The following is a 26990-nucleotide window of genomic DNA, read 5'->3' on the forward strand; positions in this document are numbered from 1 at the left end:
CTCGCTACTGCTCGTCGTCCAGAAGTGCCTGGTACTCGGTCTGCGCCTGCTTCAGCGCGGCGTCGAGGTCCTGCCCGTCGAGGACGGCGATGATGGGGGCGCCCACGATGTCACGGGCCCGCGCCACTTCGACGACGACCGGACGGTCGTGGTTGACGCCGGCCTCGGCGGAGTCGATCAAGACCTGGGCGAGCTGCTCCGGGAACGCCGACGTGGCTTCCGGGTCCTCCCAGACGGAGCCGCGGGCGCCGGCAACGCCCTCGAGCTGGATCTCCTTGACCATCTCGGGGCTGGTGGCCCACTCGATGAAGGCCCAGGCGTTCTCCTGGTTCTCGGAGTTCGGGTTGATGCCCAGGCCCCAGGAGGGGATCGAGTACGGCTTGGAGCCCTCGGGGCCGCCCGGCATCTGCGCGTAGCCGACGGTGTCGCCGATGCGCGACTGCCCCGGGTCGATCATGTTGTTGTAGAAGACGCTGGCGTCGGTGTAGAAGGCGGCCTGGCCCTGCTGGAAGATGGCGCTGGCCTCCTTCCAGCTCATGTTGGTCACCCCGGGAGGGCCGTAGTCCTTCAGCAGGCCGGCGTACATCTCGTAGGCCTGCTTGGCCTCGGGGGTGTCGATCGTGGCCGTGCCGTCCTCGTCGAAGTCCCCGCCGTAGCCGTACAGGAAGCTGGAGAACTGGGTGACGGCGGCGGCGCGCTGGCCGCGGGCGACGAAGCCGTACACGCCCTCGTTCTGACTCTGGATGGTCTCCGCGGCGGCCTTGAGCTCGTCGAAGGTGGTCGGGACCTCCAGACCCGCCGCCTCGAGAAGGTCGGTGCGGTAGTAGAGGATCTCCTGCTCGGTGACGATCGGCACAGCGACGACGCCCTCGTCGGTGGTGACGGCGTCCTTGGCCTGGAAGTCGTCCCAGTTGAAGTCCTCCGAGGCGCCGTCGATCATGTCGTCGAGCGGCTGGAGCCACCCGTTGAAGGAGAAGAGCTTCGCCTCCTGCAGCGGGCGCATCATCATGACGTCGATGTCCGTGGCACCGGCGTTCAGCTTGACGTTGTACTGGTCGGACAGCTGGTCCTCGCCGAGCTTGGTGGTCTCGACGTCGATACCCGTCTCCTCCTCGAACTCGGGGATCTTCTGCTCCACCACGGTGGTCCAGGGGTGGTTGGCAAGCGTGACGAAGAGCTTGCCGCCGGTGGCTTCGCCCTCGGCCGATCCCTGGTCATCACCGCCGCCGCCGCAGGCGCTCAGTACCAAGGCGGTCGCCGTGATGACGGCCGCTGCGACACCCTTCTTCCGCATCATGCTCACGTCCAGCTCCTTTGCTAGATCTCTCGATGTACACGAGTCGACTAAGTATGACTAACCGATGTGAGTGCTGTCACGCCTGCCCCGTTGCAATCCGGTCACGAGGTGTGCGCGGGGGGTCGTCACCACTCCGCCAGGCTTCCGTCCTTACGGCGCCAGACCGGGGTGCGCCAGCGGTGCCCCACCTCGTCCGCGCGCCGCACCGCGGCCTCGTCGATGGCGATGCCCAGGCCCGGCGCCGTGGGCCGGCGGATGTAACCGTCCACGAAGGAGAACGTCTCCGCGTCCACCATGTAGTCGAGCAGCTCGTTGGTGCCGGCGTTGTAGTGGATGCCAATCGACTGCTCCTGGATGAGGACGTTCGGCGTGGCGAAGTCGACCTGGAGCGACGCCGCGAGCGCCAGCGGGCCGAGCGGGCAGTGCGGAGCGATGGCGACATCGAAGGTCTCCGCGAGAGCGGCGATGCGCCGCACCTCCGAGATGCCGCCGGCGTGAGCGAGGTCGGGCTGGAGGACGGCGACGCCGGCCCGCGCCGCCGGTAGCACGTCCCACCGGCTGTAGAGGCGTTCCCCGGTGGCGATGGGCACGGACGTGCCCTCGACGATGCGACGCAGCGTCTCGGTGTTCTCCGGGACGACCGGCTCCTCGACGAAGAGGGGATGGAACGGCTCCAGCAGCGGCAGCAGACGCCGCGCATACGGGCCGGAGATGCGCCCGTGGAAGTCGAGCGCGAAGTCGCCAGCGGCCCCCAGCGCCCCGCGGGCGGCGGCGGCGCGGGCGAGGATTCCATCTGTGTCCTCGCGCGTGCCGAGGTGGTCCAACGGGCCGGACGCGTTCATCTTGACGGCGGTCAGGCCCGCGGCGAGCTGGGCCTCGACCGCCTCGGCGACGCCCGCGGGGTTGTCCCCGCCGATCCAGCCGTAGACCCGCACGGCGTCCCGGACGGGGCCGCCCAGCAGGTCGTACACCGGCACGCCGAGCGCCTTGCCCTTGATGTCCCACAGCGCCTGGTCGATGCCGGCCACGGCGGACCCGAACACCGGCCCGCCGCGGTAGAAGCCGCTCTTGGTCATGCGCTGCCACAGCGCCTCGATCTTGCCGGGGTCCTCGCCCACCAACAGGTCCTCGAAGGAGTGGACGGCCGCGCGCACGGTCTCGCCGTGCCCCTCGAGGCTCGCCTCGCCCCACCCGACAACACCCTCATCGGTCTCAATACGGACGAACAGCCAGCGGGGCGTGACGAGGAACGTCTCGACGTTGCGGATCTGCATCTCATCTCCATCGACGAAGCAGGTGATCTGTCTCGCCATTAATGTTACCAAGGGCGCCGCGCGGAACACCGCGCTGCACTCCTGGAGCGATCGGCGCGTGGGGATGCGGTCGGCCGGCCCGCCGGGCGGCTACGCCTTCAGCAGCCGGGCCGCGGCCACGCCGGCCGCGGCGGCCCACGCCTGCGGCACCGCCGCCCGGGCGTGCGTGAGCGGTCCGGGGAAATCCGCCGTCGTGTTGCCGCCGAACAGCTCGGGCAGGTGCCCGCCGAACGGCTCGGCCGCCCGCAGCAGGCCGGCGGCGAGCCGGTGCGCCTCGTCGGTGAAGCCGTAGGCCTGCATGCCAAGCGCGGCGAGCACCGTGTCGTGCGGCCAGACGGCGCCGCGATGGTAGGACAGCGGCGAGTACGCCGGCTGCCCCGCGGCCAGCGTCCGCAGGCCGAAGCCGGTGAAGAACGCGGGCGACATCAGCCGCTCCACGACCAGCGCCGCCTCGGCGTGGCTGAGCATGCCCGTCCAGAGCAGGTGCCCGGCGTTGGAGGCCAGCGCGTCCACCTGGCGGCCGGCGCCGTCGAGCGCGAGCGCGGGGAACTCGGCCCCCTGGAGCCAGAACCGTTCCCGGAACCGCTGGCGCAGCGCGCCGGCCGCCGCCTCCAGCTCGTCGGCCCACGCGCTGTCGCCGGAGAGCGCCCGCGCCAGCCGGACCGTCTCGACCAGGGCCCGCCAGGTGTAGCCCTGCACCTCGCACAGCGCGATCGCGCCCTCCGCCGGCCGGCCGTCCGCGTGCACGACGCCGTCCGCGGAGTCCTTCCAGCCCTGGTGGTGCAGGCCGGCAGGGTCCGGGACGTAGCGGACGAAGCCGTGCTCGTCGAGCCCGCCGGGGCCGCGCAGCCACGCCACGGCGGCCCGGGCGCTGGTCTTGAGGGTGCGCAGCAGCGGCTCGGCGTGCGCGCCGAGCCGGCCGAGCGCCACCAGGTACAGCGCGGTGGTGTCGACGGCACCGTAGTACCGCAGGAAGGGCACCTGGCCGAGCACGGCCAGCTCCGAGACGCGCAGCTCGTGCACGACCTTGCCCGGCTGCTCGCCGCGCGCGGCCTCGTCACCGGTCCCCTGCGTGCGGGCCAGCGCCTGGACGACGCCCGGCAGCAGGGCCGGCCGCTCCTGGTGAGCGAGCAGGGCGGCGAGGACGGCGTCACGGCCGAAGAACGTGAGGAACCACGGCACCCCGGCGGCGGGGACGGCGAGCTCCGGCTGCGTGGGGCACGGCATGACCAGCGCGTCGAGGTCGGCCAGGCCCTGCGCCCGGAGCCGGTCGACGGGGTCGGCCGGGAGATCGCCGGGGTCGGTCCGGTCGCCGGCCGGGTCGTGGGGCAGCGGCGCCCCCGGCAGGCGGGCGGCGGCCCCGCTCGGGAACGGCTCGCCTGCGGGCCCAGCAGCGGCAGGCTCCGCCGTCTCGGGGGCGGGCGCCGTGGCCGGCCCCCGCTCGGCCGGGGGGTGCGGCCTCCGCTCGGCAGGGGGATGGGCGCCGGCGTCGAGCTCCTCCTCGGCGGGCGCGTCGACGTCGACCTCCACCCGCACCTCGCGAACCTCGCCGGGCGCGAGCGTCACCACCCAGCCGAGCCGGCCCCCGACGGCGCCGTCCGCCAGGTCGATGCCCGAGGCGATCTCCGCCGTGCCCGTCGCCCGCACCCGCACGCGCCGGGTGAAGGCCCCGTCGTCCAGGCGGCGCGCGTAGGTCATCTCCAGGGCGTCCGGGCGCACGTGCACCGCGGCGCTGCCGCCGGAGAGGTCGAACGCGCGGCCGTCGGCGCGCAGCTCGAAGGGGTCGGCGAAGTCGGTCGCGGCGTGGAGCACCACCGCCAGGCGCACCTCCTCGCCGGCCAGGCCGCGCAGCGTGAGCACCTCGGTCATCCCGCCGGCCCGCACCCGCTGGCGCCGCACCAGCAGGAACCCGGGCGGGACGTGCCGCCGGGTGGCCGGCACGAGCGCGAGCGTGCGGGTGCTGCGCCCGAGGCGCACGCCGGCGTCCTGCAGCGTGGCGCCGTCGACGGTCAGCGCCCACACCGACAGGCACCGGGTGTCGGCAACGAACAGTCCCAGGGGCGTGCGGCCGGGCACGCGGTCGTCGGGCGGCCGCCCGGCGGGCGTCCCGAGCCCGGCGGGCGCCGCCCCGAGCCCGGCCGCGCCCAGCCCGGCCCCGCCCTCTCCGGCCCGCTCGGCGTGGGCGAGGAAGGCCCTGGTGGTGAGGGAGCCGTCGGGCGCGCTGAGCAGCATGGTGCCGGCCCGCACGAGCACCTCGGCCGCGGTCATCTCACCGGCTCCGCCACCGCCAGGTCGAGGGCCAGGGCTGCCGTCCAGCTGAAGTCCCGGGCGCCGTGCGGCTCGCCCGTCATCGGGTCGACGTACTCGGGGAAGTCGTGCCGCCGGGCGAGCAGCATGAGCTGGTCGGCCAGGCCGTCGGCGAGCGGGCCCTCCAGGTGCTCGTGCAGGCCCACGACGAGCAGCCAGTTCATGTTGAACCAGGCCGGCCCGCGCCAGTACCGCGCGAGGTCCACGTCCGCCGCCCGCAGGTCGTAGCTCGGCACCATGAGCGCCCCGCCGCCGAGGAACCCGGGCCCGCGCACGGTGGCGACCAGCTGCTCGGCGCGGTCGAGGCCCGGCACGATCAGCGGCACGAGCCCGTTGACCACCACCCGGCGCACGAGGGTGTCCCGGAACACGTCGTGCGCGCCGTACAGGCCCAGCTCCGGCACGTACAGGTGCTCCAGCGCGGCGGCGATGCGCGCGGACCGGGCGCGGTGCGGGCCTGGGTCGCGCCCCAGCTCCTCGGCCATCTCGGCCAGCGCCAGCTCGGAGACGGCCCACAGCGCGTTGAAGGCGGGGTCCTCCAGCACGAAGGGGTGGTCCGGGTCGTCGTCGTCGCAGCCGTGGTCGCGGTACCGCTCGGCGAGCCGGTAGTACTGCGCGTACTCCCGCTCCCCCGGCCGCTCCCCGGGGCGCACGTGCGCCAGGTCCGGGCGCCTGGCGGTCGTGGTGGGCCCGACCGGGACGGCGGCCAGCGCCTCGTCCCACAGCGGGGAGTCGTCGGTCCCGGACTCCCACGGGTGGATGACGCTGGCCAGGCCCGCGCCGCGGTGGTCGCGCCGGGCGGCGAGGTAGCGGTGCCAGGCCACCAGGCGGGGGTAGACCCGCTCGAGGAAGCCGCGCTCCCGGGACAGCTGTGGCGCCGCCTTGTGCACGAGCAGCGCCGCCCACGCGTGGTTCGGCGGCTGCACCAACCCCGACGTCGGCACCTCCGGCGCGCCGGGAAGGCTCCGCGAGCGCCAGAAGGACTCGCCCGGCTCGTAGTCGTCCGGGTGGGCGGGGTCGTACACGATCTGCGGCACCCGACCGTCGGCCCACTGCGCGGCCAGGAGCCGCTCCAGCTCCGCCTGGGCCCGCTCGGGTGCCACATGGCGCAGCCCGACGGCGATGAACGCCGAGTCCCAGCTCCACTGGTGCGGGTACAGCCCCGACGCCGGCACGGTGTGCGTGCCGGTCCAGTTGCGCTGGAGCAGCTCGGCGGCCACCCGGCGCAGCTCGTCGCGGTCGGCACGTTCGGCGCGGTCCTCCTCCTGCGCGGCGACGGCCCGCTCCGCCCGGGCCTCGGCGGCGACCTCCTCCCCGGCCCGCTCGACCGTCTCCTCGGCCTCGGCGACGACCTCGCGGACGTCCCGCTCCTCGGGGGTCTCCGGGAGCCGGCCGGGCGCGGCGACGTCGCCGGCCCCTGCGTCGCCGGGCGTCGCGTCGCCGGGCGTCGCGCTGCCGGGCGTCGTGCCGGCTCCGGCCGCGCCGCCACCACCGGCGGCGCCGCCGGTGCCACCGCCCGCGACCTCCGCGGCGTCCGGGTCCACGCCGTGCGGCTCCACCCCGTACGGGTCGACGTCGCGCATCACAGCACCCCTCTCAGCAACGCGGCCGACCTTGGCAGCACCGACCCGGCCGGGCCGCTCAGCCAGGACTCCACCGCGACGTCCCCGGCGTACCCCGTCTCGCGCAGCGCGGCGAACAGCGGCACGAAGTCGACGTGCCCGGCACCGGGCTCGAGCCGGTTGGAGTCGGAGGCCTGCACGTGGCCCAGGTGCGGGCCGGCCCGGCGCAGGGCGTCGGCGAGGTCGGTCTCCTCGATGTTCATGTGGAACGTGTCGGCCGCGAGCCGCAGCGCGGCCGAGCCGATGGCCCCCACCAGGGCGGCGCCCTGCTCGAGGCGGTTGACCATGTGGTCCTCGTACCGGTTGAGCGGCTCCAGGTACACGCTCACCCCGGCGGCCGCCGCGTGGTCGGCCACCCGCCCGAGCGTGTCAACCAGCACGGCGGTGTCCTCCTCGGGGCTCCGCGGGGGCACGAACGGCGGCAGCCTGGTGGAGAACATCCCCCAGGACGCCGGCGTCATCGCCCCGCTGCCGCCGATCTCCGCCATCACGTCGAGCTGGGAGCACAGCTGGACGACGGCGTCCTCCCGCCTGGCGGGATCGAAGTCGCCGACGAAGTGGTCGGTCTCCGGGCACACGGTGGGCATCACGACGCCGCCGGCGGCGGCGCGCCGCAGCTCGGGCAGGCGCCGGGCGAACCCCAGGTCGCCGGCGCCGCGCAGCTCGATGCCGGTGAACCCCCACGCCGTCGCCGTCTCCCACTTCTCCTCGAGGGTGGCGCCGGGCAGGTGCTGCTCCTGCACGCACAGTCTCACGGCATCTCCAGGATGACCTGCAGGGCCTGGGTGCCGTTCCCGTCGAGCATGGCGTAGGCCTCCGCGGCCTGGTGCAGGGGGTAGCGGTGGGTGACCAGGGACAGCACGTCCGGCTCCCCCTTCAGCAGCAGGTCCACCACCGTGCGTTGCAGGCGCGGCACGTCCCACCGCGAGCGCAGCACGGAGGGGACGGAGCCGATCTGCGAGGCGACGATCTGCACCCGGTTGTGGTGGAACTCCTCCCCGAGGCGCAGTACCTCGCCCTGACCCTGGTAGAAGCCCGCGGCGACGACGACGCCGTCGAGCCCGACGATCCGAGTGGCCGCCTGCAGCCCGACGTAGGAGCCGGAGATCTCGATGGCCGAGTCCGCGCCGGCGCCGCCGGTCAGCTCGCGCACCCGCAGCGGCAGGTCAGGGCCCGGCGCCAGGACATGGTGGGCCCCCATCTTCCGGGCCATCTCCTGGCGCAGCGGGATCCGCTCGACGGCGATCACGGTCGCCCCGGTGAGCACGGCGTACCGGGTGGCCATCAGTCCCACGACCCCCTGACCGATGACGCAGATCGTGAAGCCGATGGTGGAGTGGGCCGCGAGGACGGCGTTGAGCGCGATCGCCCCGACCCGCACGAAGCACCCCAGCACGGGGTCGACGCCGGGTGGGAGCCCGTGCCCGCGCAGCTCGGCGGCGTCCAGCACGCCCTCGGTGCGGTGGCCCCAGATGCCCCAGACGAGGTCCCCCACGGCGACGTCGTCGGGCAGGGGCATGGTCAGCCGCTCCCCCATCTCGACGATCTCGCCGACCTCGGAGTAGCCCCAGCCCTCCAGCGGGTACCCGGCCGAGGTGCCCTCCCGCTGGAGGAACAGGCGCATCTGCGGGTCCCAGACCGAGGTGAGGTAGGGGTTGGTGCCGCGGTAGGCGGTCATCTCGGTGCCCGCGGAGATGCCCGAGGCGATGGTGCGGACCCGCACCTGGCCGGGCTGGAGCGCCACCTGGGGCACGGTGACGACCTCGACCACCCGCGGCGCGGTGAAGCGCATGACGTCTGGCACCTCGACTGCCTCTTCCCGACCCCTCAGCCCTTCTCCGCGCCGCTGGTCAGACCTTCGGTCAGCAGCCGCTCCGTGACGAAGAACAGCACGATGACGGGCACGGTGATGACGACCGAGCCCGCCATCAGTACGGTGGTGGGGACCTCGACGCTGCCGGAGAGCTGCGCGAGGCCGAGGGAGACGGTCCACCTGTCGCGCTGCTCGACCAGGAAGAGCAGGGCGAAGAGGAACTCGTTCCACGCGATCATGAACACGAAGATGCCGGTGGACATGATGGCGGGCAGGGCCAGCGGCAGGCTGATCCGCCGGATCACCCCTACCCGGGTCAGGCCGTCCACCATCGCCGCCTCCTCCACGCTCTGCGGCAGCGACTCGAAATAGTTGCGCAGCGTGTAGATGGCCACCGGCACGGTCTGCGCGATGTACACCAGCACCAGGCCCACCAGCGACCCGCGCAGGCCCAGCCGGGTGAAGAGCACGAACAGCGGGATGGCCAGCACGATCGCCGGGAAGAGGTACACGGCCAGGAACAGGGCGCTGACCTGGCGCCGGCCGAAGAACGGCAGCCGGCCGATCGCGTAGCTGCCCGGGATCGCCACCAGCAGCGAGAGCGCCACCGCCGAGAGCGCCACGAATGCGCTGTTGAGCAGGAAGCGGGTGAAGCCCTGCCCGCCGCTGGCAACCGGCAGCAGTACCTCCCGGTAGGTGTCGAGCGTGAAATCCCGCAGCCCGGCGACCAGGGAGGTGGGGTTGAGCAGCAGCGTCTCGATGGGCGTGACGGACAGGTAGAACATGTAGTAGAAGGGCACCAGGGTGGCCAGCAGGAACCCGGCGATGGCGGCCCAGCGCAGGATCGTGAGCACCCGCCGCTCGACCCGGTCGCGCGTCCAGCCCCCGGCCGGGTGCGGGCCGGGGCGGGTCGTGAGCCGCTCGGGTACCCCCGCGGCCACCGGTACCCTCGACACCTCGCTCACAGCCGCTCCCCCCGCCGCCGCAGCAGCCACATGTACAGGGACAGGCCGATGACGAGCACCACCGCCAGGACCACCGACTGCGCCGCGCCCGCGCCGACGTTGCGCTGGACGGTGAGGTACTGGAACACGCTGACGCTGACCACGCGCGTCCCCGCGGCGCCGCCGGTGAGCAGGAAGACGTCGTCGAACTCGTTGAACGTCCAGATCGCCCGCAGCACCGCCAGCACCCCGATCACCGGCATCAGCTGGGGCAGCGTCACCCACCGGAACGCCTGCAGCGGCGTCGCGCCGTCGACGACGGCGGCCTCGTCGATCTCCCGGGAGAGGGACTGCAGCCGGGCGAGGATGAAGAGGAAGGCGAACGGGAAGTTCCGCCAGCCCTCGAACAGGATCACGGTCAGCAGCGCCGTCGGGACCGTGATGCTCAGCCCGAAGATGTCGAGCTGGCCCTGCGCCTGGCTGAGGAACGCGATGGGCTCGTCCCAGCCGAGCACGTTCTGGCCGAACCCGTTGACGATGCCGAAGTTGGGGTTGAGCATCGTGCGCCACACGAAGGTCACGGCCACGACCGGCGCGACGTAGGGCAGCAGCATCGCCGCGCGGACGAACGTGCGCCCGCGGAACGGGCTGCGCACCACCAGGGCCGCGAGCAGGCCCAGGGCGATGGTGAGGATCGTCGAGCCGGCCGTGTAGAAGATGGTGAGCAGCAGGCTGCTCCACATCACCCCGGAGGACAGCACGAGCCGGAAGTTGTCCAGGGTCAGCGGCTGGAAGATGCTCGCGGTGCCGATCTGCAGCAGCCGCAGCTCCTGGAAGGCGATGAGGAAGGACCACAGCAGCGGCACGATGACGACGGCGAGCACGATGATCAGCGTGGGCGTCAGGAGCAGCACCCCCGTGCGCGCGTCGCGCTTCTCGAGGCCGCCCCGTGCCTGCCGTGCCATCGCCCCCTCCGTCCCGCGGCCCGCCTCAGGAGCCGGTCTGCTGCTGGATCTGGGTGACCTGCTCGGCCATGCTCGCGACGGCGTCGGCCGGGTCGGTGCCGGCGTTGATGACCTCGGCGAGGCCCGCCGGGATGACGAACTGGGACTGCACGGTGCCGGCGAGCTGCCCCTGGCCCTGTGGGATGCCCCACCGGGTGAGGTTCTCGGCGCTGGCGGCGACGGCCTCCAGGACGGCGGGGTCGTAGATGTCCGACAGCGGCGCCTTGGTGTCCACGCCGGCCTGCATGCCCCGCCAGGCCGTAGTGAACCGGTCCGGCTCGTCAGCGGTGCCGGTGCGCACGGGGACCTTGCCCTCCGGGGCGATGGCCAGCCAGTCCTCGTACCCGTCCTCCATCAGCCACTGCACCAGGTCGGCGGTCTCCGGGGCGGCGTCGGCGAGCGGGGCGAAGGAGACCACCTCGCCGAAGGTGGCCGGCTGCGAACCGCTGGGCCCCTCGATGGCGCTGACGACGCCGGTGTTCTCGGAGAGGAATCGGGGGTTGTCGGCGCACTCCGGGCAGGTCGGCAGGGCATCGTTGCGCAGGCCGGCCAGCTCGTCCAGCAGGAACGAGGACCAGATCACCATGCCGGCCGTGCCCGCGAAGTAGGCGGCGCGGGTGGTGTCGGCGTCCTGGTTGCCGGCCACGGAGTAGTTCCGCATCAGGTCGGTGTAGAAGGTGACCGCCTCGGTGCACTGCTCGCTCTCCAGCGCGACGTCGCCGCCGTCGTCGACGAGCTGGCAGTCGTTGGCCAGGGCGACCTGCTCGAAGGTCTGGTGCGTGAAGGTCTCCGCCGGCGCGGTCGCCGCCACGATGCCCGCGACGCCGCCGGTGTTGAGGGCCTGGGCGGCGGCCTCGATCGCCTCGTACGACTCCGGCGGCTCGAGCCCCGCCTGCTCGAACAGGTCGGTGCGGTAGAAGAGCAGCTGGGACCAGCTGTCGCTGGGTACCGCGAGCTGGGTGTCCTCGCTGCGGGTGAGCTCGAGCGCGGACTCGGAGAACGTGTCCTCCCCGAGCGCGTCGACGATCTCGGCGGCGAGCGCGGTGTCGAGCAGCCCGTCGGCGTTGAGCTGGTTCACCGCGCCGAGGGACACGGCGGCGATGACGTCGGGCAGGTCGCCCGCGGCCGCCGCCGAGGTCAGCACCGGCGTCAGCTGGTCCTCCGCGACCGGGACCAGCTCGACCCGGGTGCCGGTCTCCTCGGCGAACCGGTCCAGGATCGCCTGCTGCGCCTCGACGCGTTCGCTGAGGTCCTCGACGGTCCACATGGTGAGGGTGCCGCCCTCCCCGCCGTCGCCTCCGCCGCCGTCGCCTCCGCCGTCGCCGCAGGCCGCCAGGACCATCGCCGCGGCCGCGCCGCCCGCCAGGAGTGCTCGCCGCTTCATGAGGACCTCGTCTCGGTCGCGCCGCGGGTACCCGGCCCCGTCGCCGGTCGCCTGGGCGTCAGGCTACGGTGTGGCGTATCTCACGACAACCGTAGCGATTTGCGTGTCAGGGCAGGCCAGAACGGGCGTGGCGGTCTGGAGGGACTTCGTGGTGGACGACGGCGGACGCGGCACCCCGGTCACGGTCGGGCTGGTCGGGGCGGGCCGGTGGGCCCGGCTGACCCACGGCCCGATGCACTCCGCGCCGGGCCCGACCCGGCTGACCGGGGTGTGGGCCCGACGCGCCGACGCCGCGGAGGAGCTGGCGAACGAGCTCGGCGTGCCGGTGTACCAGCGGTTCGATGAGCTGCTCGAGGCCTGCGAGGCCGTGGACTTCGCCGTCCCGCCGGGCGTCCAGGCCGAGATGGCCCCGGTGGCCGCCCGCGCCGGGAAGGCGCTGCTGCTGGAGAAGCCGCTCGCCAAGACCCTCGACCAGGCTCGCGCGGTGGCCGACGCCGCCGGCGAGCACGGCGTGGCGACCATCGTGGCGCTCACCCGCCGCTACCACCCGCGCACCCGCGACTTCCTGGCCGCCGCCGCCCGGCTGCGCGAGGAGGGGCCGCTCGCCGGCGGGCAGGCGGCATACCTGCACGGCGGGTACCTGCCGGGCGGGTTCCTCGCCGGCACCGCCGCGACGACCTGGCGCGGCGAGCCCACCGGCATGCTCCTCGACATCGGGCCCCACCTGCTCGACGTCGTCCAGGAGGCGGCCGGGCCGGTGGAGGCCGTCCGTGCCGAGGGCGACGCCACCCGCCACCTCACCCTGACCACCCGTCACGACGGGGGCTGGCTGGTCCAGTCGCTGCTCTCCGGGGCGGTCGCCGTCGAGCACCCGGTCACCCGCGCGGAGATCCTCTCCGGGCAGGGCCACCTGCGCTGGGACACCGAGGGCATGGCGGGGGACGAGCCGTGGGCCCGGCTGCGGGGCGAGTTCGCCGCCGCGGTCCGCGACGGCGCACCCGTCACCGCCGACGCCCGGCACGCCGTCCGGCTGCAGGCGGTGCTGCACGCGGCGTGGGTCTCGGCCACCGAGGGCGGCTGGGTGGACGTGCCCGCCACGCCGTAGACGGCCCCGACCAGCCGCCGCCCCCCCGACCAGCCGTCGGCCCCCGGACCTCACCGACCCCGACCAGCCGTCACCACCGACCCGGGACATCCGTCGGCGCGCCGCCCGGGCGCCCCGCCCTGAGGCCCCGTTCTGCGGAACCTCCCCGGCCGCCATATCGTTGGGATAGACGAACCATCTACGTGAGGAGCGCACGATGACCATGCCCAACACGCCCGGGGCCATGGGCAGTCAGAACATGCTCGGGGCCATGAGCAAGGCGGACTACCGCCCCCTCGTCGAGCTGCCGAACTACGCCGACGCCCAGGACCTCGTCGACTTCCTCTCCGACAACGGCTTCCCGGTGGGCAAAGTGCGGATCATCGGCACCGGCCTGCACTCGGTGGAGCAGGTCACCCACCGCAAGACCAAGGGCCGCGCCGCCCTGGAGGGCGCCGGCAGCGGCGCCTGGTTCGGCCTCCTGCTGGGCCTGCTGCTCTCCCTGTTCGTGCCCGGACAGTTCTGGCTCACCATGCTGCTCGCCGCCGTCGTCTTCACCGCCCTGTGGGGCGCGCTGTTCGGCTTCCTCTCGCACTGGGCCACCCGCGGCAAGCGCGACTTCGCTAGCATCAAGGGGCTGGAGGCCTCCAGCTACGAGGTCCAGGTGACCGCGGAGCACCTGGCCCAGGCCCGCCAGATGGCCAACCTCTGAGCCCGGCCGTGGGCTGGCTGGGCGGCGCCGCGCACGCGCGGTGGCTCGAGCGTGAGACCGACGCCCTGCTCACGTTCGCCCGCGGCGCCGCCACCGACCTGGGCTTCGGCTACCTGGACGACGCCGGCCGGCCCCTCCCCGGGCGCCCGGCCGAGCTGTGGATCACCTGCCGGATGATCCACGTGTTCTCCCTGGGCACGCTGCTGGGCCGCCCCGGGTGCGCCCCGCTCGTCGACCACGGCCTGGCCGCGCTCGAGGGGGTCTTCGCCGACCGCGAGCACGACGGCTGGTTCGCCGCCGTCGGGCCGGACGGCCCTGCCGAGACCCGCAAGGAGGCCTACCCCCACGCCTTCGTGCTGCTGGCCGCCGCGAGCGCGACGGCGGCCGGCCGGCCCCGCGGCGCCGAGACCCTCACGCACGCCCAGGACGTCTCGACGCGTCACTTCTGGCGCGAGGACGAGGGCATGGTCGTCGAGGGGTACGACCGGGGCTTCGCGGCCGCCGAGGACTACCGCGGCGTGAACGCCAACATGCACACCGTCGAGGCCTACCTCGCCGTCGCCGACGTCACCGGCGACGACGGCTGGCTGGACCGGGCGCTGCGGATCGTGCGCCGCGTCGTCGACGGCTTCGCGCGGGAGGCCTCCTGGCGCGTCCCCGAGCACTTCACCCGGGGCTGGACCCCGCTGCCGGACTACAACCGGGAGGACCCCGCCCACCCGTTCCGGCCCTTCGGCGCCACCGTCGGGCACTGGTTCGAGTGGGCGCGCCTGACGCTGCAGGCCGCCGACGCGCTGCGGCGCCGGGACCGGGAGCCCGGCGCCTGGATGCTCGACGCCGCCCGGGAGCTCTTCGCCGCCGGCGCGCGTGAGGGCTGGGCGGTGGACGGCGCGGACGGCTTCGTCTACACCGTCGACTTCGACGGCCGCCCCGTCATCCGCGAGCGCATGCACTGGGTGGTCGCCGAGGCCATCGGGGCGGCGGCCGCCCTCCACGCCGTCACGGGCGAGCCGGAGTATGAGCGCTGGTACGCGACCTGGTGGGACTACGCCGCCGCGCACCTGATCGAGGCGCCCGGCGCCTGGCGGCACGAGCTGAGCCCGACCAACGGGCCCAGCGCCAAGACCTGGACCGGCAAGCCCGACGTCTACCACGCCGTCCAGGCCACCCTGCTCCCCCGCCTGCCGGTCTCCCCGGCGCTCGCCCCCGCCCTGGCCGCCGGCCTCCTCGACGCCTGAGGCTCGACGTCCGCCCAGCGCTCGGCTATCGCGCCTGACCGTCGGCGGTCAGAAGGGGTTCGCGCGCCGGCCGATGACGTACCCGGCCGCCACGGCCAGGAGCACGACACCCAGCAAGGTCACGCCGTAGCCCATCAGCTGCGCCGGCCCGAGCACGACCATGCTCTGGGTCGGGAGCATGACCAGCGTGGCGGCGGTGGTCGAGACGAACGGCGCCTCGGCCGGCGCTTGGTGAGCCGCCCAGCCGGACGAGGGGAAGCGGACCGCGAGCACGAGCCCTCCGACGATCAGGAACAGGGCCATCGCGGTGAGCCTGCGCGGGAGCGACATGGCCGCAGCGTATGGCCAACCCCGGCCGGGGGCTGCCGTGCTGCGCATGACCGCGCACCGAAACGACGAGCGCGCATGTCACACCATGCGCGCTCGCCGTCTCGATACGCGGCCGGCGGGCCGCTGGCGGCCCGGGGGCCGTCCTACGCCTCGGCGCCCTCCTTGGGCTGGGTCACGTCGATGCCGCCGAGCGACTTGAGGAACTCGTGGCACTTCTTGGCTCGCTCGGAGTCCTGCGCCATGACCTCCTCGAAGAAGGCCGCGATGTCGTCCTTGCCCGCGTTCTTGGCGTCACGGACGTACTGGCCGTAGTCGTGCCCGGCCTTGAGCGAGTGGTACTGCACCGAGATGAGGTCGTAGGTGACGTCGTCGAAGCCGGTCTCTCCGGTTGCCATCGCGCTTCCCTTCTCTCGTGGTCCGCGAGGACGAGCTGCGCCCTCGCGCCCCCGGCGGGGGCTGCCGTCCACGTTAGGCAGCCCGCCGGGCGCCGCAACCCGGAGCCTTGATCCGCGAGGCGACCGGCCCCGGGAGCTGGGGTGCTGGGGCTTCCCGCGCGCAGGGCTCCGATCGATGCCACGCGGGCGGGGCGGCGGGTGCCGAGCACGCCCAGGCGGGGCCGCGGGCCGGCCGGACGGCCAGGCCGGCGAGCGGCAAGCGGCAATCGGCAAGCGGCAATCGGCGGAGCCGGCGCACGTACGAAGGTTCAGAGGCACTCGCCCGAGCCGAGGGCCGCGAGCCCCTCGCGGTCGCCAGGCCCCCACCCGGTCTGGCCGACGTTGCCCTCGTACATGAGCTCGGCCGGGTCGTCCACGTGCCCGAGGCCGACGACGTGCCCCAGCTCGTGCATGATGACCGCCCGTACCCGCGCCTCGCCGTCGAGGTGGCGGAGCGCGTCGGCGAGCGTCGGCGCGTCGAGCGTCACGCCCCCGGTGACGAGCTGGCTCCGCCCCATCGCCTCCAGCACGACGCTGCCGCCGACGCCGGCCACGTCGCCGGCCAGCTCGGGCTCCGCCTCCGGCGTGGACCACGCGATGACGACAGGGGGCCAGCCGCCGACCGGCGGCACCCCGCTCACGACGCCGCCCCACTCCGGCTCGTCCTCCGTCGTCCCGGCCGCCTCGAAGACGAGGCCCGTGGCGAGGGAGACCTCGCGGACCGCCTCCTCGACCAGGCGGCCGCCCCCGGCAGGCGCCAGCGCGTCGTTCACCGCGTACCTGATGGGCTCGCACGGGTCGTAGGTGACCGGCACGCCGGGGCGGCCGGGCTGGTGGACGAACGCGAACGTCCCCACGCCGGTGCCCACCGCCGGGGGATCCCCGAGCGGCCGGTCCGTCGTGACGACGTAGCCCCCGGCGGCGAGAGCGACGAGCACGGCCACCGCGAGCAGGGCTCGCCCGGTGCCGCCGTGGGTGGACCGCGGCGTGCTCGCACCGGGCAGGTCCGGCCCGGGCAGCAGGCGGCGCATCCGGCGACGACGGCGCGCCGGACCGAGCGTGATGCCGTCGCGCAGCTTCCCGGCGCCCATGCGGGGATCCTTCCACGGGCGGCGCACGAAAGATGGCCGCTCGAGCGTCCCGGCCGCGCGGGCGTCCCGGCCGCTCAGGCGTAGCGGCGGCGGAAGTCCTCCTCCAGCTGCTCCAGCGAGCGCCCCGACGTCTCCGGGACGAGCCGCCACGCGAAGACGATCGCGCCGATGTTGATCACCGCGAAGACGAGGAAGGCGGCAGCTCCCCCGAAGGAGTCGACGAGGACCGGGAACGCGAAGGAGATGGCGGCGTTGACGCACCAGTGCAGGAAGACGGCGATGCCCATGCCGAGGCCCCGGAGCCGCAGCGGGAAGATCTCCGAGAGCATCACCCACGTCACCGGGGACAGGGCAGCCTGCTGGAAGAGCAGGAAGACGAGCATGAACGCGAGCACCGTGTAGCTGGCGGCGGCCGCCGGCACCTCGCCGGCCCGCAGCGCCGGCTCGACGCCGGTGGCGAACACGAGGCTCAGCGCCAGCAGCGAGAGCAGGATCCCCGCCTGGCCCACCAGCAGCATGGAGCGGCGGCGCACGCGGCGGACGACCCGCAGGCCGATCACCGCCGCGACCACGGAGACGACGCCATTGGCGATGGTGGCGGTGAGCGCCGCGTCGGTGGCCAGGCCGGTGAGCTCCAGCAGGGTGGGGGCGTAGTACATGATCGTGTTGACACCGCTGACCTGCTGGATCACCGCGATGCCGATCCCGACGACGAGCAGCCGCCGCACCCACGGCACGCGCAGGTCGCGCCGGCCGACCCGGTGGGTGGCGGCCTCGGCGTCGACCACGCGGGTCATCTCGAGCAGCTCGCCGACCGCGTCGTGCCCCGCGGGGCGGGTGCGCCGCAGGGTGGTGAGGGCCTCGCCGTAGCGCGCCTTCGCCGCGTACCACCGGGAGGTCTCGGGCAGGTGCATGCCCAGCCACAGGGCGACGGCGGGCACCGAGGCGACCACGAGCATGTAGCGCCAGGTGTCGGGCGAGTCCACGGTGTTGGCCAGGACGGCGTTGACCGTGTAGGCGAGCAGCTGGCCGGTGACGATCATCAGCTGGTCGACGGCGACGTAGCTGCCGCGGGACTCTCTGGGCGCCAGCTCGGCGAGGAAGACCGGCACGGTCGCCGAGGCGCCGCCGACCGCGAGGCCGAGGACCACCCGCGCCAGCACCATCACCGAGACGTTGGGCGCCACGGCGGTGCCCACCGCGCCGAGCAGGAAGACCACGGCCAGGACCAGGAGGGTGCGCCGTCGCCCGTACCGGTCCGAGAACCGGCCGGAGCCGAGGGCCCCGAAGGCCGCACCGACCAGCAGGGAGGATGTGACGAGCCCCTCGGTGGCGGGCGTCAGCCCGAGGCCGCCCTCCTGCGCGTCGCGGGACATGTACGGCAGCGCGCCGGCGATGACGCCGGTGTCGTAGCCGAAGAGCAGGCCGCCCAGGGTGATGACGAAGGCCGCGAGCCGGGTCCGCAGCGGCGTGACCGGGGACGTGGCCTCGGGCAGCGCCGCGAGCTCCTGCCGGGTGACCGTGCCGTGCTGGGCACGCGCGCCCGCTGCCGTTCCCACTTCGCCGCCTTTCGCCGAGGACCCCCTGATATGGGGACGTCTGTCGACTTTATCCTGCGGCGACGGCGGGCCTGGCGGGCGTCCCCGCCCAGCCCGCCGCGGTGCGGGTGAGCGCCGTCTCAGCAGGACTCAGCCGGGCCGCCGGACGGCATGGTGGAGCCCCTGCCCTGTCGCCCGGGAAACGTGTGGGCGGCGCCCACTCGGTGCCGTCACCAGTCGGCACGCTTTCCTTCCTGTGACATGATCTCGACCAGTCGCTCGGTGGCGGACGGTGCTGAGTTCCGCCATGCAGCCCATGTCAGGACCGCCAGGCTTTCACCGGCAGCGTCCTTCTCGACGAACGGAACCCACGTCCAGCCGGGAAGGTTTCGTCCGGCAGAGGCTCTGGTGACAAGGACGGCGTCGACCTTTGTGCTCTCCGCGATCAGAGCAGCGTGCTCCGAGAACCGCCGAAACACCCATCGGGCCCTGACGCCAGCAGCCGCTGACGCAGCTCGGAGCCGATCCTCCTCGCGTGTGACCTCGTCTGCGGCGTGGGCCATCACCTGCCTGTCATGAAGATCGGTGAACCGCACTGCGGCGTGGTTCCGGAGCGGGGAGTCCGGCGGAACCGCCGCGCCGAGCTGTTGGCGCAGCACGCCCGCGTTCTTCAGGCCCGTCGGCCGGGAGTGCAGCAGGGCAAGGTCCACGAGGCCATTTCGTACCATCGCCTGCTGCTCGTTGCTGCTGGCCTCCAGCAAGGAGACCGCAACCTGGGGCAGCTCCGCCCGCGCGTGGTCCAGCACGGCCAGGAACCACTCGTGCGGAACGCCGGGCGGAAGGCCCACCCGCACGATCTCGCGATGCGCCTGGAAGGTACGAACGACCTCCGGTATGCGTTCGACCTGCGCGAAGACCACCTGGGTGTGCTCGTACAGTCCCCGCCCAGCCGGCGTGAGCACCATGCCGCCTGGCGTCCGCTCGAACAGCCGCTGCCCGATCTCGCGTTCGAGCACCGCGATCTGCCGACTGAGCGAGGGCTGAGTCATGTGCAGCATCTCAGCCGCCCGGCTCACCGAGCCGGCGTCCGCCACCTTGGCGAAGTACGAAAGGTGTCGTAGTTCCATGTCCCGGGCACCCTATGCCTGCAAAGCATGGATGGGCTGCAGAACAGGCATTTGCGGTTATTAAGGCGCCCCGGCAAGTTAGGCATAACGACCAATTCGCACCATGGAACGAGGACGTCCTATGGCCCTCACCGCCGACTTCGATCTCCTGGTTGCCGGAGGCGGCGCAGCGGGAATCGCTGCGGCCGTCGCCGCCGCACAAGCCGGGGCGAGGGTGTGCCTGGTCGAGCAGCACGGCTTCCTCGGAGGAGCGGCGACAGCGAGCTCGGTGCTCACGCACTGCGGCTTCTTCGACCAGACGCGTACCCAGGTGGTGCGCGGCGTGGGTCAGCAGGTCCTGGACCGCCTCGCAAGCCGCGACCTCTACCAAACTGAGACGTTCGCCTCGACCGGCAACACTGTCGTCCTGCTGGACCTGGAGACCACCAAGAGCGTCTATGACGACCTGGTCGCCGAGGCCGGCGTGACCCTGCTCCTCCATTCCCGGCTAAGCGGCGCCACCGTCGAGGACGGGCGGCTCGTCGCCGTCACGGTCGACCACCGCGGGGGCCGGGAAGTACTGACCGCTCGGTCCTTCGTCGACTGCAGCGGCGACGGCGCGCTGCTGGCCGCCGCCGACGCCGCCGTCCACGTCTCCCCAGTTTCCGAGCGCCAGGCGTCCACGCTCGTCATGCGCGTCGGCGGTGTCGACGAGTCGGCCGACATCTCTGCCGACGCCCTCTCCAGAGCGGTCCAGGACTATCAGGCCGCCACCGGCGTGGAGCTTGGGCGCGACGGTGGCACAGCCGTACGGATGCCGCTGTCCCGCGAGGTCATGCTGCTGCTTGCCGACGAGTATCGCGATGTCCTGGATGTCGCGGAGCTCACGGCCGCCGAGACCGGTGCACGTCGCCAGGCGTGGCACTACCTGCGCGCCTTCCAGCGCGGGCTGCCCGGATGGGAGCACTCGTTCTTGGCCGCCACTGGCCCGCAGATCGGCATCCGGGAGTCGCGCCGTCTGGTCGGCAGAGACACCGTGACGGCGGAGGATGTCTCCACCGGCCGGCGCCGCCCAGACGATGGCGTGGCCCGCTGTGGGTGGCCCATGGAGGATCACGCCACTCCAGGGGTGACGGTCTACGGCGGCATCAAGGACAAGGGTTGGTACCACATCCCGCACGGAGCCCTCGTGTCGGCGACGATCGACAACCTCTGGGCGGCCGGGCGGCTCGTCAGCTCGGACAACCGCGCCTACGCCTCGCTCCGGGTGATGGGCACCGCGTTCGCCACGGGGCACGCCGCAGGGATCGCCGCCCTCCTCCACGCGCGCACGGGCCGGCACGACTACGCCCCCGTCCGCGAGGCCCTGGTGGCCCAGGGAGCGCTGATCTGATGCCTCAGGCTGCCGATGTCATGCGTGTGGCTCTGACGGGGGCTGCGGGTTCACTTGCTGGTGACGTCATCCCGGGTCTCCTCGACCTTGGCTACCACCTGGTCTGCCTCGACCGGCGGCGGCCGGACCGGCCCAGGGGCGGTACCTGGTACACCTTCCCCCTGGAGGATCGTGACGCCCTGTCCCAGGCTCTGAACGGGTGCGACGCCGTTGTGCACCTGGCCGGTATCCCACTCGAGGCGGACTGGGACGCCGTGTTGTCGGCGAACGTCGGCGCCACCCAGGCCGTGCTCGAGACCAGCCGTTCCCTCGGCATCGGCAAGGTCGTGCTCGCCAGCTCGATCCACGCGGCCGGCTTTGTCCCGGTCCCGCCCCCGGGCGAGAAGGTGCCCGACGACGTGCCTGTCCGGCCCAACACCTTCTACGGGGTGAGCAAGGCTGCCGTCGAGGCGCTGGGGAGCATGTACCACGACCGCCACGGCATGGATGTCGTCTGCCTGCGTATCGCCTCTCGGTTCGACAGGCCTCGGGACGAACGCATGCTCAGTACATGGCTGTCCCCCGCCGATGCGGTCCGCCTGCTCCATGCCGCGCTCTCACCATCGGTGAAGGGGTTCCGACTGGTCTGGGGCGTCTCCGCTAACACCCGTAGCTACCTCTCCCCGGAGGGCGGCTCAGCCATCGGGTTCGAACCGGCGGACAACGCCGAGCGGTGGGCCGGCGAACTGGTGAGCGACCAGCCTCCGCAATTACCGGATATCACGGACTGGAATGCCCGATACATCGGCGGGGCGTTCTGCTCTCCTAGGGCGTGTCTCCTAAAGGCTGCGCTGTCTGTCTGAAACGCTGCGAGGGTGTCGCGTACTGCCCAGCTCACGGATGCCCAGTGGGAGTTGATCGAGCCGTTGATGCCGTCCTCGGGCGGGCGGCGGGGGCGGCCGTTCCGGGAGCACCGCATGGTGGTGGAGGGAATCATCTACCGCTACCGGGCCGGCATCCCGTGGCGGGACCTGCCCGAGCGTTTCGGGCCGTGGCAGACGGTGTGGAAGCGACACCGCCGGTTCAGCGGCGATGGCACCTGGGACAAGGTCCTCACCACGCTGCTCGCCCACGCCGACGCCGCCGGGCTGATCGACTGGGAGGTCTCGGTGGACTCCACGATCAACCGTGCCCACCAGCACGCCACGAACCTGCCCCGGGACACAGGGGGACCTGTCGAATTACACGAAACTGCGCGAGGAGCCGCCTGATCACGCCATCGGCCGTTCCCGCGGCGGGCTGAGCACGAAGATTCACCACCTGTGCGACGGGAACATGCGCCCGCTCGTGATGCTGCTCGGCCCCGGCCAGGGCGGGGACTCACCGATGTTCGAGCACGTCCTCGGCGCCTTGGAAGTTCCCAGGCTGGGTCCCGGACGCGCCCGCACCACGCCGGTGCGGGCGCTGGCTGACAAGGCCTACTCCTCGAAGGCCATCCGGGCGCTGCTGCGCCGGCGCGGCATCCAGGCCGTCATCCCCGAACGCTCCGACCAAGTCGCCAACCGCAAACGCCGAGGATCCAAGGGTGGACGCCCGGTCACCTACGACACCGAGGCTTACAAGCGGCGCAACGTCGTTGAACGCTCCTTCAACGTCTTCAAGCAATGGCGCGCCCTGGCCACCCGCTACGACAAGCTCGCCCTGACCTACCGCGGCGGCGTCGTCCTCCGGGCCATCACCATCTGGCTCAAGACATTAAGAGACACGCCCTAGCCCACCAAGGTACGAGCCCCGGAACAACGACGACCGCGGCGCAGACAGTTGAGCCCCCCACCACGAGGAGAGAGTTCATGACCGAGACGGCGGTGTCGGCGGACGTCGACACCTTTGCTTTCGAGACCGAGGGAGTCTCCAAAGTCTTCGTCGGCCAGCACGGTAACGTCCAGGCCCTCAGCGACATCAACCTCGGATTCCGCAAGGGGTCCTTCACCTGCATCGTGGGCCCCTCCGGGTGCGGGAAATCCACGCTCCTGCGAATCCTCGGCGGCCTGGAGACCGCGACGACGGGAAAGGTCGTCGACAGCCTCGGATCCACACGGGTGCCCAAGTCGGCATTCGTGTTCCAGGAGCACGGTGTCTTCCCCTGGTTCGACGTCCTGCAGAACGTCGCCTTCGGCGAGCGCATGGCAAATGTGGGCAAGAAGGAACGTGAAGATCACGCTCGACACTGGATCGCCCATGTCGGACTCAGCGGTTTCGAGCATGCCTATCCCCACCAGCTCTCGGGGGGCATGCGCCAGCGCATTGCCATCGCGCGGGCCTTCGCCACCGGCTCACCGTCACTTCTCATGGACGAGCCCCTGGGTGCGCTCGACGCGCAGACCCGCATCCTTATGCAGGAACTCCTCGTTCGACTGTGGGAGGCCGAGCGCAAGACGGTCGTACTGGTCACCCACGCCATCGAGGAAGCGCTGCTGCTCGGCGACCAGATCATCGTGATGTCCGCCCGTCCGGGGCGGGTGAAGGAGATCATCGACGTGCCCTTCGCCCGACCGCGCGACGTCGCCATCGAGGGCACGCGTGACTTCGCCGCGGCGCGGCAGGCGATCTGGGAGTCCCTGCGGGACGAGGTCCAGAAGTCGGTGAGCTTCGCATGAGCACCGTGGAGGCCCAGACGCACCGCCGAACGGGCGACGACGCCGAGCTTGGCGCGGCCATCGAGCGGGACTACCGCCGTGAGCGGCGACTCAGGGCGCGAGACGTCACTCTGGCAGTCCTCACGCCGATCGTTCTCCTTCTGATGTGGGAGCTGGCCTCCCGGGGCGGGGTGCTGGATCCACGACTTTTCACCCCGCCGTCGCAGATCCTTGTCCGCGGTTGGGAGATGGTGCTCACCGGGGAGCTGTGGGCCCACACCGTCGCCACGGTGGGGCGGCTCCTCGCCGGCCTGTTGTGGGGCGCGGCCTTCGGCATCGTCTTCGGGTTGCTCATGGGGGTATGGCGCCCCGTCCGCGCGGCGCTCGGCCCCACCTTCACGGCGTTGTACGCCCTCCCTAAGATCGCGATCCTGCCGCTTCTCCTGCTGATCTTCGGCCTGACCGAGACCCCGAAGATCCTTTCCGTGGCGATCTCGGTGTTCTTCGTCGTACAGATCAACACTCTGGCCGGCATCGTCCAGATCGACTCGCGCATCCTGGAGGCGGCGCGCGCCTACCGGGCGACCGGGTGGAAGCTCTTCCGGCACGTGCTGCTGCCTGGGGCATTGCCCCACATCATGACCGGGCTGCGCGTCTCGGCGGGGATGGCTGTCATCGTCATCACCGCGGTCGAGTTCGTCGCCTCCAACGACGGGCTCGGCTATCTCATCTGGAACTCCTGGCAGCTTTTCCAGCCGGAGAAGATGTTCGTCGGCCTCATCGCCGTCTCGCTGATCGGCGCAGTCGTAACAGGTCTAGTAATCCTCCTCGAGCGCATGCTCCTGCCCTGGAAGCACGCCACCGGACCCCGTAGAAAGGCAAAGAAGCCATGAGAAGAACGAGAATCCTGGCGAGCGTGGCGGCGCTGGCCGCCCTCCTCGCCGCGTGCTCCAGCGGGACCGCGGGCGAGTCCAGATCCACGGGCGGTGGCGAGGACGGCGCTGGCGAGGAGCTGGCGACCGTCAGGGTTGGCCACGTCCAGCTACCGATCTTCGCGCCGCTGTACGTCGCTGACGCCAGGGGCTACTTCGCCGACGAAGGCATTGCCATCGAGCTCGAGACGGTCAAGTCCGGTCAGGACGCGGTGCCCCTCGCGTCGGCCGGCCAGCTCGACGTCGTCGCGGCGGGGTTCTCCGCAGGCATGTTCAGTGCCATCGAGACCGGCCTGGACGTCAAGGTTGTCGCCTCCATGGGTGTCTCTGACGGCAACACCGAGTCCTCTCCGACCGACCTGGTCGTCTCCAGCTCCCTCGTCGACTCGGGCGAGATAACTTCCGTCGCCGATCTGGAGGGCCGCAATGTCGGCGCCGCCGGTGGGCCGGGAGCCACCGGCGCCTATCTCCTCGCCCTGGCGTTGGAGGAAGAAGGCCTGACGATCAATGACGTCACGATCGTCAACCTCGCCAACCCCGACATGCCGACCGCGCTCGCCAACGGAAGCATCGACGCCGGGCTGATAAGCGCACCGTTCTCGACCCTCGCGATCGAGGACGGCACGGGCGTCTCCTTCGGCGTGCCACCGAAGGGCACCTCCGGCACGGGCGTGATCTACGGCGGCCAGTTCGCCGAGTCGGACCTCGCCCAGCCGTTCTTCAACGCGCTGGCCCGCGCCGCCAAGGACCTCCAGGGCGAGGACCGGTACTCCGAGGAGAACCTCGAGATCATCGGCGCGGCCACCGGCCAGACGGCTGAGGAGGTCGCCTCGGTCCCGCTGTACACCTGGCTGCCCGACCTGGCGCCGCTGCCTGACCAGCTGGCTGCGATGGAGCGCGTGTGGATGCAGGCAGGTGCCATCGAGTACTCCGATCCGCTCCCTCAGGATGCCTACATCGACAGTTCGTTCGCGGAGAACGCGGAGTAGCAGACCCGAGGTCATGCTCGGCCGGCCGGTGTGGGCGATGCCGGCTGGCACGCGAGGTCGCCTCGAGCGCTCGCTCCGACCATCGCTCCTGCATGAGCATGAGGCCGGCGCTCCACCTCACGAGGTGGAGCGCCGGCCGCGTTGTTGGTCAACGCCGACGCCCGGTCCCGCCCTCGCCGGCCTCGCGCTCGCCGGGATGTGATGCCGCTCCGGGATGCGGACGACCTCCGGCGCCACCACACTCGGGGCACCGACCCGCCCCCGCGGGTCTTGACGAAGGGAGCGGAGCATGGGCATCGGAGGAGGCATCTTCCTCATCGTCGTCGGCGCCATCCTGGCCTTCGCGGTCTCGGACATCATCTCCGGCGTCGACCTGACGATGGTCGGCTACATCTGCATGGCCGCCGGCGTGATCGCGCTCGTGCTGGCGCTGGTCATGAACCGCCAGCGCACGAACACGCGCCACACCGAGTACGTCGAGCGCCGCGACGACCGCCACGTCCACGGCCCCGGCGACACGGTCTGAGGTGGCGCGCCGGCGCGACGGCGCGAGCGCGGCGGGCCCCCTCGGCGGCGTCCGCAGACCCGCCGCGCGTAACACCTGCGGACGGGCCGCGCGGGGCGTCCGCCGCCGTCGCCGTCCCCGCCGGGCCGCCTCGTGCGGCCGCGTCTAGGGTGTGGCCCGTGGCACTGAGCAGATTCGGCATCGCGCTCGACGACGCGATCAACCGGCGCAGCGTCCGGGCCCTGAAGAAGAAGGGCTGGCGCCCGCGCACGATCGGCCTGACTGGGTACGGCTCGGTGCAGAGCCTGCACGTGCTCGGCCGGGTGGTCATGGCCGACCCCAGCGTGCCTCAGGACGACGACGAGATCACCCCGGTCGGGCCGATCAACGTGGGCGCCGTCGCCGCCGAGGCGCAGCGCGGCTGGCGCGCGTTCTTCACCGCGCAGGTCGGCTTCCTGCCGGTCGTGGTGCGGGCCGGCGACCAAGAGGTCCGCACGACGACGGACCGCGGCGGGTACATCGACGTCATGGTCCGTGACCACGGGCTGCCACCCGGCTGGCACGAGGTGACGATCGAGGCCAAGGCCGCCGAGCCGGCCACCGCGAGGGTCCTGGTGGTGGACCCTGAGGTACGCGCCGGCATCGTCTCCGACATCGACGACACGATCATGGTGACGATGCTGCCGCGTGCCCTGCTCGCGGCCTGGAACACGTTCGTGCGCCACACCAGCTCCCGCAAGCCGGTGCCCGGGATGGCGGAGCTGTACCGCGGGGTGCTCGAGGAGCAGCCCGCGGCGCCCGTCTTCTACCTGTCCACCGGGGCGTGGAACGTGGTGCCGACGCTGAAGGACTTCATGCGCCAGCACGGCTACCCCGACGGGCCGATGCTCATGACGGACTGGGGGCCGACGAACACCGGGCTGTTCCGCTCCGGCATCGAGCACAAGCGCACCCAGCTGCGGAACCTCATGATCACGTTCCCGAACATCCGCTGGCTGCTCGTCGGCGACGACGGCCAGCACGACCCGATGATCTACGACGACGTCGCCCGCGAGCACCCGCGCCACGTGGCGGCCATCGCGATCCGCGAGCTGTCCCCCGCCGAGCAGGTGCTCTCGCACGGCACGCCCGAGGCCATCGAGGAGCCGAACCCGCTGCGCAACGCCAACGCCGAGCACGGCGTGCCCACGGTCAAGGGCCGGGACGGCTACGCCTTGGCGGAGGTGCTGCCGGACGTCCTCGTCGCCCGGCGAAAGGAGCGCCTCGCCGCGGACGAGGCGGCACGCGTCGCCGCGGAGGGGCAGTCCTGAACCGTCCCGCCGCGGAGCGGTCGTGACCG

Annotated in this window: 25 protein-coding genes; 11 read left to right on the forward strand and 14 right to left on the reverse strand. The window is 72.3% G+C overall.

The window, feature by feature from the left end:
- Positions 1-4: 4 nt before the first annotated feature.
- The 9 genes from ACF0H8_RS00635 to ACF0H8_RS00675 all read right to left on the reverse strand — a co-directional run bounded on the left by ACF0H8_RS00635 (position 5) and on the right by ACF0H8_RS00675 (position 11684).
- Positions 5-1297: an ABC transporter substrate-binding protein gene (locus ACF0H8_RS00635; protein ID WP_395290785.1), complete on the reverse strand. Its 1293-nt coding sequence runs from the start codon at positions 1295-1297 to the stop codon at positions 5-7.
- 125 nt (positions 1298-1422) lie between these two features.
- Positions 1423-2571 carry a galactonate dehydratase gene (gene dgoD, locus ACF0H8_RS00640; RefSeq protein WP_395287062.1) on the reverse strand — a complete coding sequence of 383 codons (1149 nt, stop codon included), beginning with the start codon at positions 2569-2571 and terminating at the stop codon, positions 1423-1425.
- 129 nt (positions 2572-2700) lie between these two features.
- Positions 2701-4878 carry a glycogen debranching N-terminal domain-containing protein gene (locus ACF0H8_RS00645; RefSeq protein ID WP_395287063.1) on the reverse strand — a complete coding sequence of 726 codons (2178 nt, stop codon included), beginning with the start codon at positions 4876-4878 and terminating at the stop codon, positions 2701-2703.
- On the reverse strand, positions 4875-6500 hold the full coding sequence (locus tag ACF0H8_RS00650) for an MGH1-like glycoside hydrolase domain-containing protein (RefSeq protein WP_395287064.1): 1626 nt from the start codon (positions 6498-6500) through the stop codon (positions 4875-4877). The genes ACF0H8_RS00645 and ACF0H8_RS00650 overlap by 4 nt, the downstream gene beginning before the upstream one ends.
- A complete protein-coding gene (locus ACF0H8_RS00655; protein WP_395287065.1) occupies positions 6500-7294 on the reverse strand; it encodes a sugar phosphate isomerase/epimerase family protein in 795 nt (264 codons plus the stop codon). Before ACF0H8_RS00655 ends, ACF0H8_RS00650 begins: the two co-directional genes overlap by 1 nt.
- Positions 7291-8331, reverse strand: coding sequence for a zinc-binding alcohol dehydrogenase (locus ACF0H8_RS00660; protein WP_395287066.1), 1041 nt, complete (start codon positions 8329-8331; stop codon positions 7291-7293). The genes ACF0H8_RS00655 and ACF0H8_RS00660 overlap by 4 nt, the downstream gene beginning before the upstream one ends.
- A gap of 35 nt (positions 8332-8366) precedes the next feature.
- Complete coding sequence (locus ACF0H8_RS00665; protein WP_395287067.1) at positions 8367-9317, reverse strand: carbohydrate ABC transporter permease; 951 nt, start codon at positions 9315-9317, stop codon at positions 8367-8369.
- The gene (locus ACF0H8_RS00670; protein ID WP_395287068.1) at positions 9314-10261 is read right to left on the reverse strand and encodes a carbohydrate ABC transporter permease; all 948 of its coding nucleotides are present in this window, start codon (positions 10259-10261) and stop codon (positions 9314-9316) included. The genes ACF0H8_RS00665 and ACF0H8_RS00670 overlap by 4 nt, the downstream gene beginning before the upstream one ends.
- A gap of 25 nt (positions 10262-10286) precedes the next feature.
- A complete protein-coding gene (locus ACF0H8_RS00675; RefSeq protein ID WP_395287069.1) occupies positions 10287-11684 on the reverse strand; it encodes an ABC transporter substrate-binding protein in 1398 nt (465 codons plus the stop codon).
- A gap of 127 nt (positions 11685-11811) precedes the next feature.
- Between ACF0H8_RS00675 and ACF0H8_RS00680 the strand changes: the two genes are divergently transcribed.
- From ACF0H8_RS00680 to ACF0H8_RS00690, 3 genes are all read left to right on the forward strand, one after another.
- A complete protein-coding gene (locus tag ACF0H8_RS00680; RefSeq protein WP_395287070.1) occupies positions 11812-12789 on the forward strand; it encodes a Gfo/Idh/MocA family protein in 978 nt (325 codons plus the stop codon).
- 196 nt (positions 12790-12985) lie between these two features.
- Entirely contained in the window at positions 12986-13480 is a 495-nt protein-coding gene (locus ACF0H8_RS00685) for a general stress protein (protein ID WP_395287071.1), read from the forward strand.
- An 8-nt stretch (positions 13481-13488) separates the two neighbouring features.
- The gene (locus ACF0H8_RS00690; protein WP_395287072.1) at positions 13489-14718 is read left to right on the forward strand and encodes an AGE family epimerase/isomerase; all 1230 of its coding nucleotides are present in this window, start codon (positions 13489-13491) and stop codon (positions 14716-14718) included.
- A 48-nt stretch (positions 14719-14766) separates the two neighbouring features.
- Here ACF0H8_RS00690 and ACF0H8_RS00695 read toward each other — a convergent pair whose 3' ends face one another.
- The 5 genes from ACF0H8_RS00695 to ACF0H8_RS00715 form a co-directional block, all read right to left on the reverse strand.
- Positions 14767-15048, reverse strand: a complete 282-nt coding sequence (locus tag ACF0H8_RS00695; protein ID WP_395287073.1) for a hypothetical protein — start codon at positions 15046-15048, stop codon at positions 14767-14769.
- Positions 15049-15191: 143 nt separating this feature from the next.
- Complete coding sequence (locus ACF0H8_RS00700; protein WP_395287074.1) at positions 15192-15443, reverse strand: acyl carrier protein; 252 nt, start codon at positions 15441-15443, stop codon at positions 15192-15194.
- A gap of 308 nt (positions 15444-15751) precedes the next feature.
- Complete coding sequence (locus ACF0H8_RS00705; RefSeq protein WP_395287075.1) at positions 15752-16573, reverse strand: matrixin family metalloprotease; 822 nt, start codon at positions 16571-16573, stop codon at positions 15752-15754.
- A gap of 74 nt (positions 16574-16647) precedes the next feature.
- Positions 16648-18132, reverse strand: coding sequence for a sugar porter family MFS transporter (locus tag ACF0H8_RS00710; protein ID WP_395287076.1), 1485 nt, complete (start codon positions 18130-18132; stop codon positions 16648-16650).
- A gap of 209 nt (positions 18133-18341) precedes the next feature.
- Positions 18342-19238: a LysR family transcriptional regulator gene (locus ACF0H8_RS00715; protein ID WP_395287077.1), complete on the reverse strand. Its 897-nt coding sequence runs from the start codon at positions 19236-19238 to the stop codon at positions 18342-18344.
- 121 nt (positions 19239-19359) lie between these two features.
- On the opposite strand from ACF0H8_RS00715, the gene ACF0H8_RS00720 reads away from it, so the two are divergent.
- The 8 genes from ACF0H8_RS00720 to ACF0H8_RS00755 all read left to right on the forward strand — a co-directional run bounded on the left by ACF0H8_RS00720 (position 19360) and on the right by ACF0H8_RS00755 (position 26961).
- A complete protein-coding gene (locus tag ACF0H8_RS00720; RefSeq protein WP_395287078.1) occupies positions 19360-20610 on the forward strand; it encodes an FAD-dependent oxidoreductase in 1251 nt (416 codons plus the stop codon).
- Positions 20610-21452, forward strand: coding sequence for an NAD-dependent epimerase/dehydratase family protein (locus ACF0H8_RS00725; RefSeq protein WP_395287079.1), 843 nt, complete (start codon positions 20610-20612; stop codon positions 21450-21452). Before ACF0H8_RS00720 ends, ACF0H8_RS00725 begins: the two co-directional genes overlap by 1 nt.
- 12 nt (positions 21453-21464) lie before the next feature.
- Positions 21465-22362 (forward strand): IS5 family transposase gene (locus tag ACF0H8_RS00730; protein ID WP_395287080.1). Its coding sequence is split into 2 segments (ribosomal slippage): positions 21465-21824 and positions 21826-22362, totalling 897 coding nucleotides; the frame shifts between segments, so codons are not numbered across the junction.
- A 77-nt stretch (positions 22363-22439) separates the two neighbouring features.
- Complete coding sequence (locus ACF0H8_RS00735) at positions 22440-23246, forward strand: ABC transporter ATP-binding protein (protein WP_395287081.1); 807 nt, start codon at positions 22440-22442, stop codon at positions 23244-23246.
- Positions 23243-24118, forward strand: coding sequence for an ABC transporter permease (locus ACF0H8_RS00740; RefSeq protein ID WP_395287082.1), 876 nt, complete (start codon positions 23243-23245; stop codon positions 24116-24118). Before ACF0H8_RS00735 ends, ACF0H8_RS00740 begins: the two co-directional genes overlap by 4 nt.
- Entirely contained in the window at positions 24115-25146 is a 1032-nt protein-coding gene (locus ACF0H8_RS00745; RefSeq protein ID WP_395287083.1) for an ABC transporter substrate-binding protein, read from the forward strand. The genes ACF0H8_RS00740 and ACF0H8_RS00745 overlap by 4 nt, the downstream gene beginning before the upstream one ends.
- Before the next feature lie 289 nt (positions 25147-25435).
- On the forward strand, positions 25436-25672 hold the full coding sequence (locus ACF0H8_RS00750; protein WP_395287084.1) for a DUF6458 family protein: 237 nt from the start codon (positions 25436-25438) through the stop codon (positions 25670-25672).
- Positions 25673-25830: 158 nt separating this feature from the next.
- Positions 25831-26961, forward strand: a complete 1131-nt coding sequence (locus ACF0H8_RS00755) for an App1 family protein (RefSeq protein WP_395287085.1) — start codon at positions 25831-25833, stop codon at positions 26959-26961.
- Positions 26962-26990: the final 29 nt, after the last annotated feature.

The organism is Georgenia sp. AZ-5 (assembly GCF_043952095.1).
In the GTDB taxonomy this organism is placed as follows: domain Bacteria; phylum Actinomycetota; class Actinomycetes; order Actinomycetales; family Actinomycetaceae; genus Georgenia.

What these genes read in the sequence shown, in the direction of transcription:
- ACF0H8_RS00720 (WP_395287078.1), top strand. Translation starts at nt 19,360, where the DNA reads ATGGCCCTCACCGCCGACTTCGATCTCCTGGTTGCCGGAGGCGGCGCA.
- ACF0H8_RS00745 (WP_395287083.1), top strand. Translation starts at nt 24,115, where the DNA reads ATGAGAAGAACGAGAATCCTGGCGAGCGTGGCGGCGCTGGCCGCCCTC.
- ACF0H8_RS00670 (WP_395287068.1), bottom strand. Translation starts at nt 10,261, where the DNA reads ATGGCACGGCAGGCACGGGGCGGCCTCGAGAAGCGCGACGCGCGCACG.
- ACF0H8_RS00725 (WP_395287079.1), top strand. Translation starts at nt 20,610, where the DNA reads ATGCCTCAGGCTGCCGATGTCATGCGTGTGGCTCTGACGGGGGCTGCG.
- ACF0H8_RS00675 (WP_395287069.1), bottom strand. Translation starts at nt 11,684, where the DNA reads ATGAAGCGGCGAGCACTCCTGGCGGGCGGCGCGGCCGCGGCGATGGTC.
- ACF0H8_RS00700 (WP_395287074.1), bottom strand. Translation starts at nt 15,443, where the DNA reads ATGGCAACCGGAGAGACCGGCTTCGACGACGTCACCTACGACCTCATC.
- ACF0H8_RS00735 (WP_395287081.1), top strand. Translation starts at nt 22,440, where the DNA reads ATGACCGAGACGGCGGTGTCGGCGGACGTCGACACCTTTGCTTTCGAG.
- ACF0H8_RS00695 (WP_395287073.1), bottom strand. Translation starts at nt 15,048, where the DNA reads ATGTCGCTCCCGCGCAGGCTCACCGCGATGGCCCTGTTCCTGATCGTC.
- ACF0H8_RS00740 (WP_395287082.1), top strand. Translation starts at nt 23,243, where the DNA reads ATGAGCACCGTGGAGGCCCAGACGCACCGCCGAACGGGCGACGACGCC.
- dgoD (WP_395287062.1), bottom strand. Translation starts at nt 2,571, where the DNA reads ATGCAGATCCGCAACGTCGAGACGTTCCTCGTCACGCCCCGCTGGCTG.
- ACF0H8_RS00750 (WP_395287084.1), top strand. Translation starts at nt 25,436, where the DNA reads ATGGGCATCGGAGGAGGCATCTTCCTCATCGTCGTCGGCGCCATCCTG.
- ACF0H8_RS00650 (WP_395287064.1), bottom strand. Translation starts at nt 6,500, where the DNA reads ATGCGCGACGTCGACCCGTACGGGGTGGAGCCGCACGGCGTGGACCCG.
- ACF0H8_RS00645 (WP_395287063.1), bottom strand. Translation starts at nt 4,878, where the DNA reads ATGACCGCGGCCGAGGTGCTCGTGCGGGCCGGCACCATGCTGCTCAGC.
- ACF0H8_RS00635 (WP_395290785.1), bottom strand. Translation starts at nt 1,297, where the DNA reads ATGATGCGGAAGAAGGGTGTCGCAGCGGCCGTCATCACGGCGACCGCC.
- ACF0H8_RS00715 (WP_395287077.1), bottom strand. Translation starts at nt 19,238, where the DNA reads ATGGAACTACGACACCTTTCGTACTTCGCCAAGGTGGCGGACGCCGGC.
- ACF0H8_RS00660 (WP_395287066.1), bottom strand. Translation starts at nt 8,331, where the DNA reads ATGCGCTTCACCGCGCCGCGGGTGGTCGAGGTCGTCACCGTGCCCCAG.
- ACF0H8_RS00685 (WP_395287071.1), top strand. Translation starts at nt 12,986, where the DNA reads ATGACCATGCCCAACACGCCCGGGGCCATGGGCAGTCAGAACATGCTC.
- ACF0H8_RS00705 (WP_395287075.1), bottom strand. Translation starts at nt 16,573, where the DNA reads ATGGGCGCCGGGAAGCTGCGCGACGGCATCACGCTCGGTCCGGCGCGC.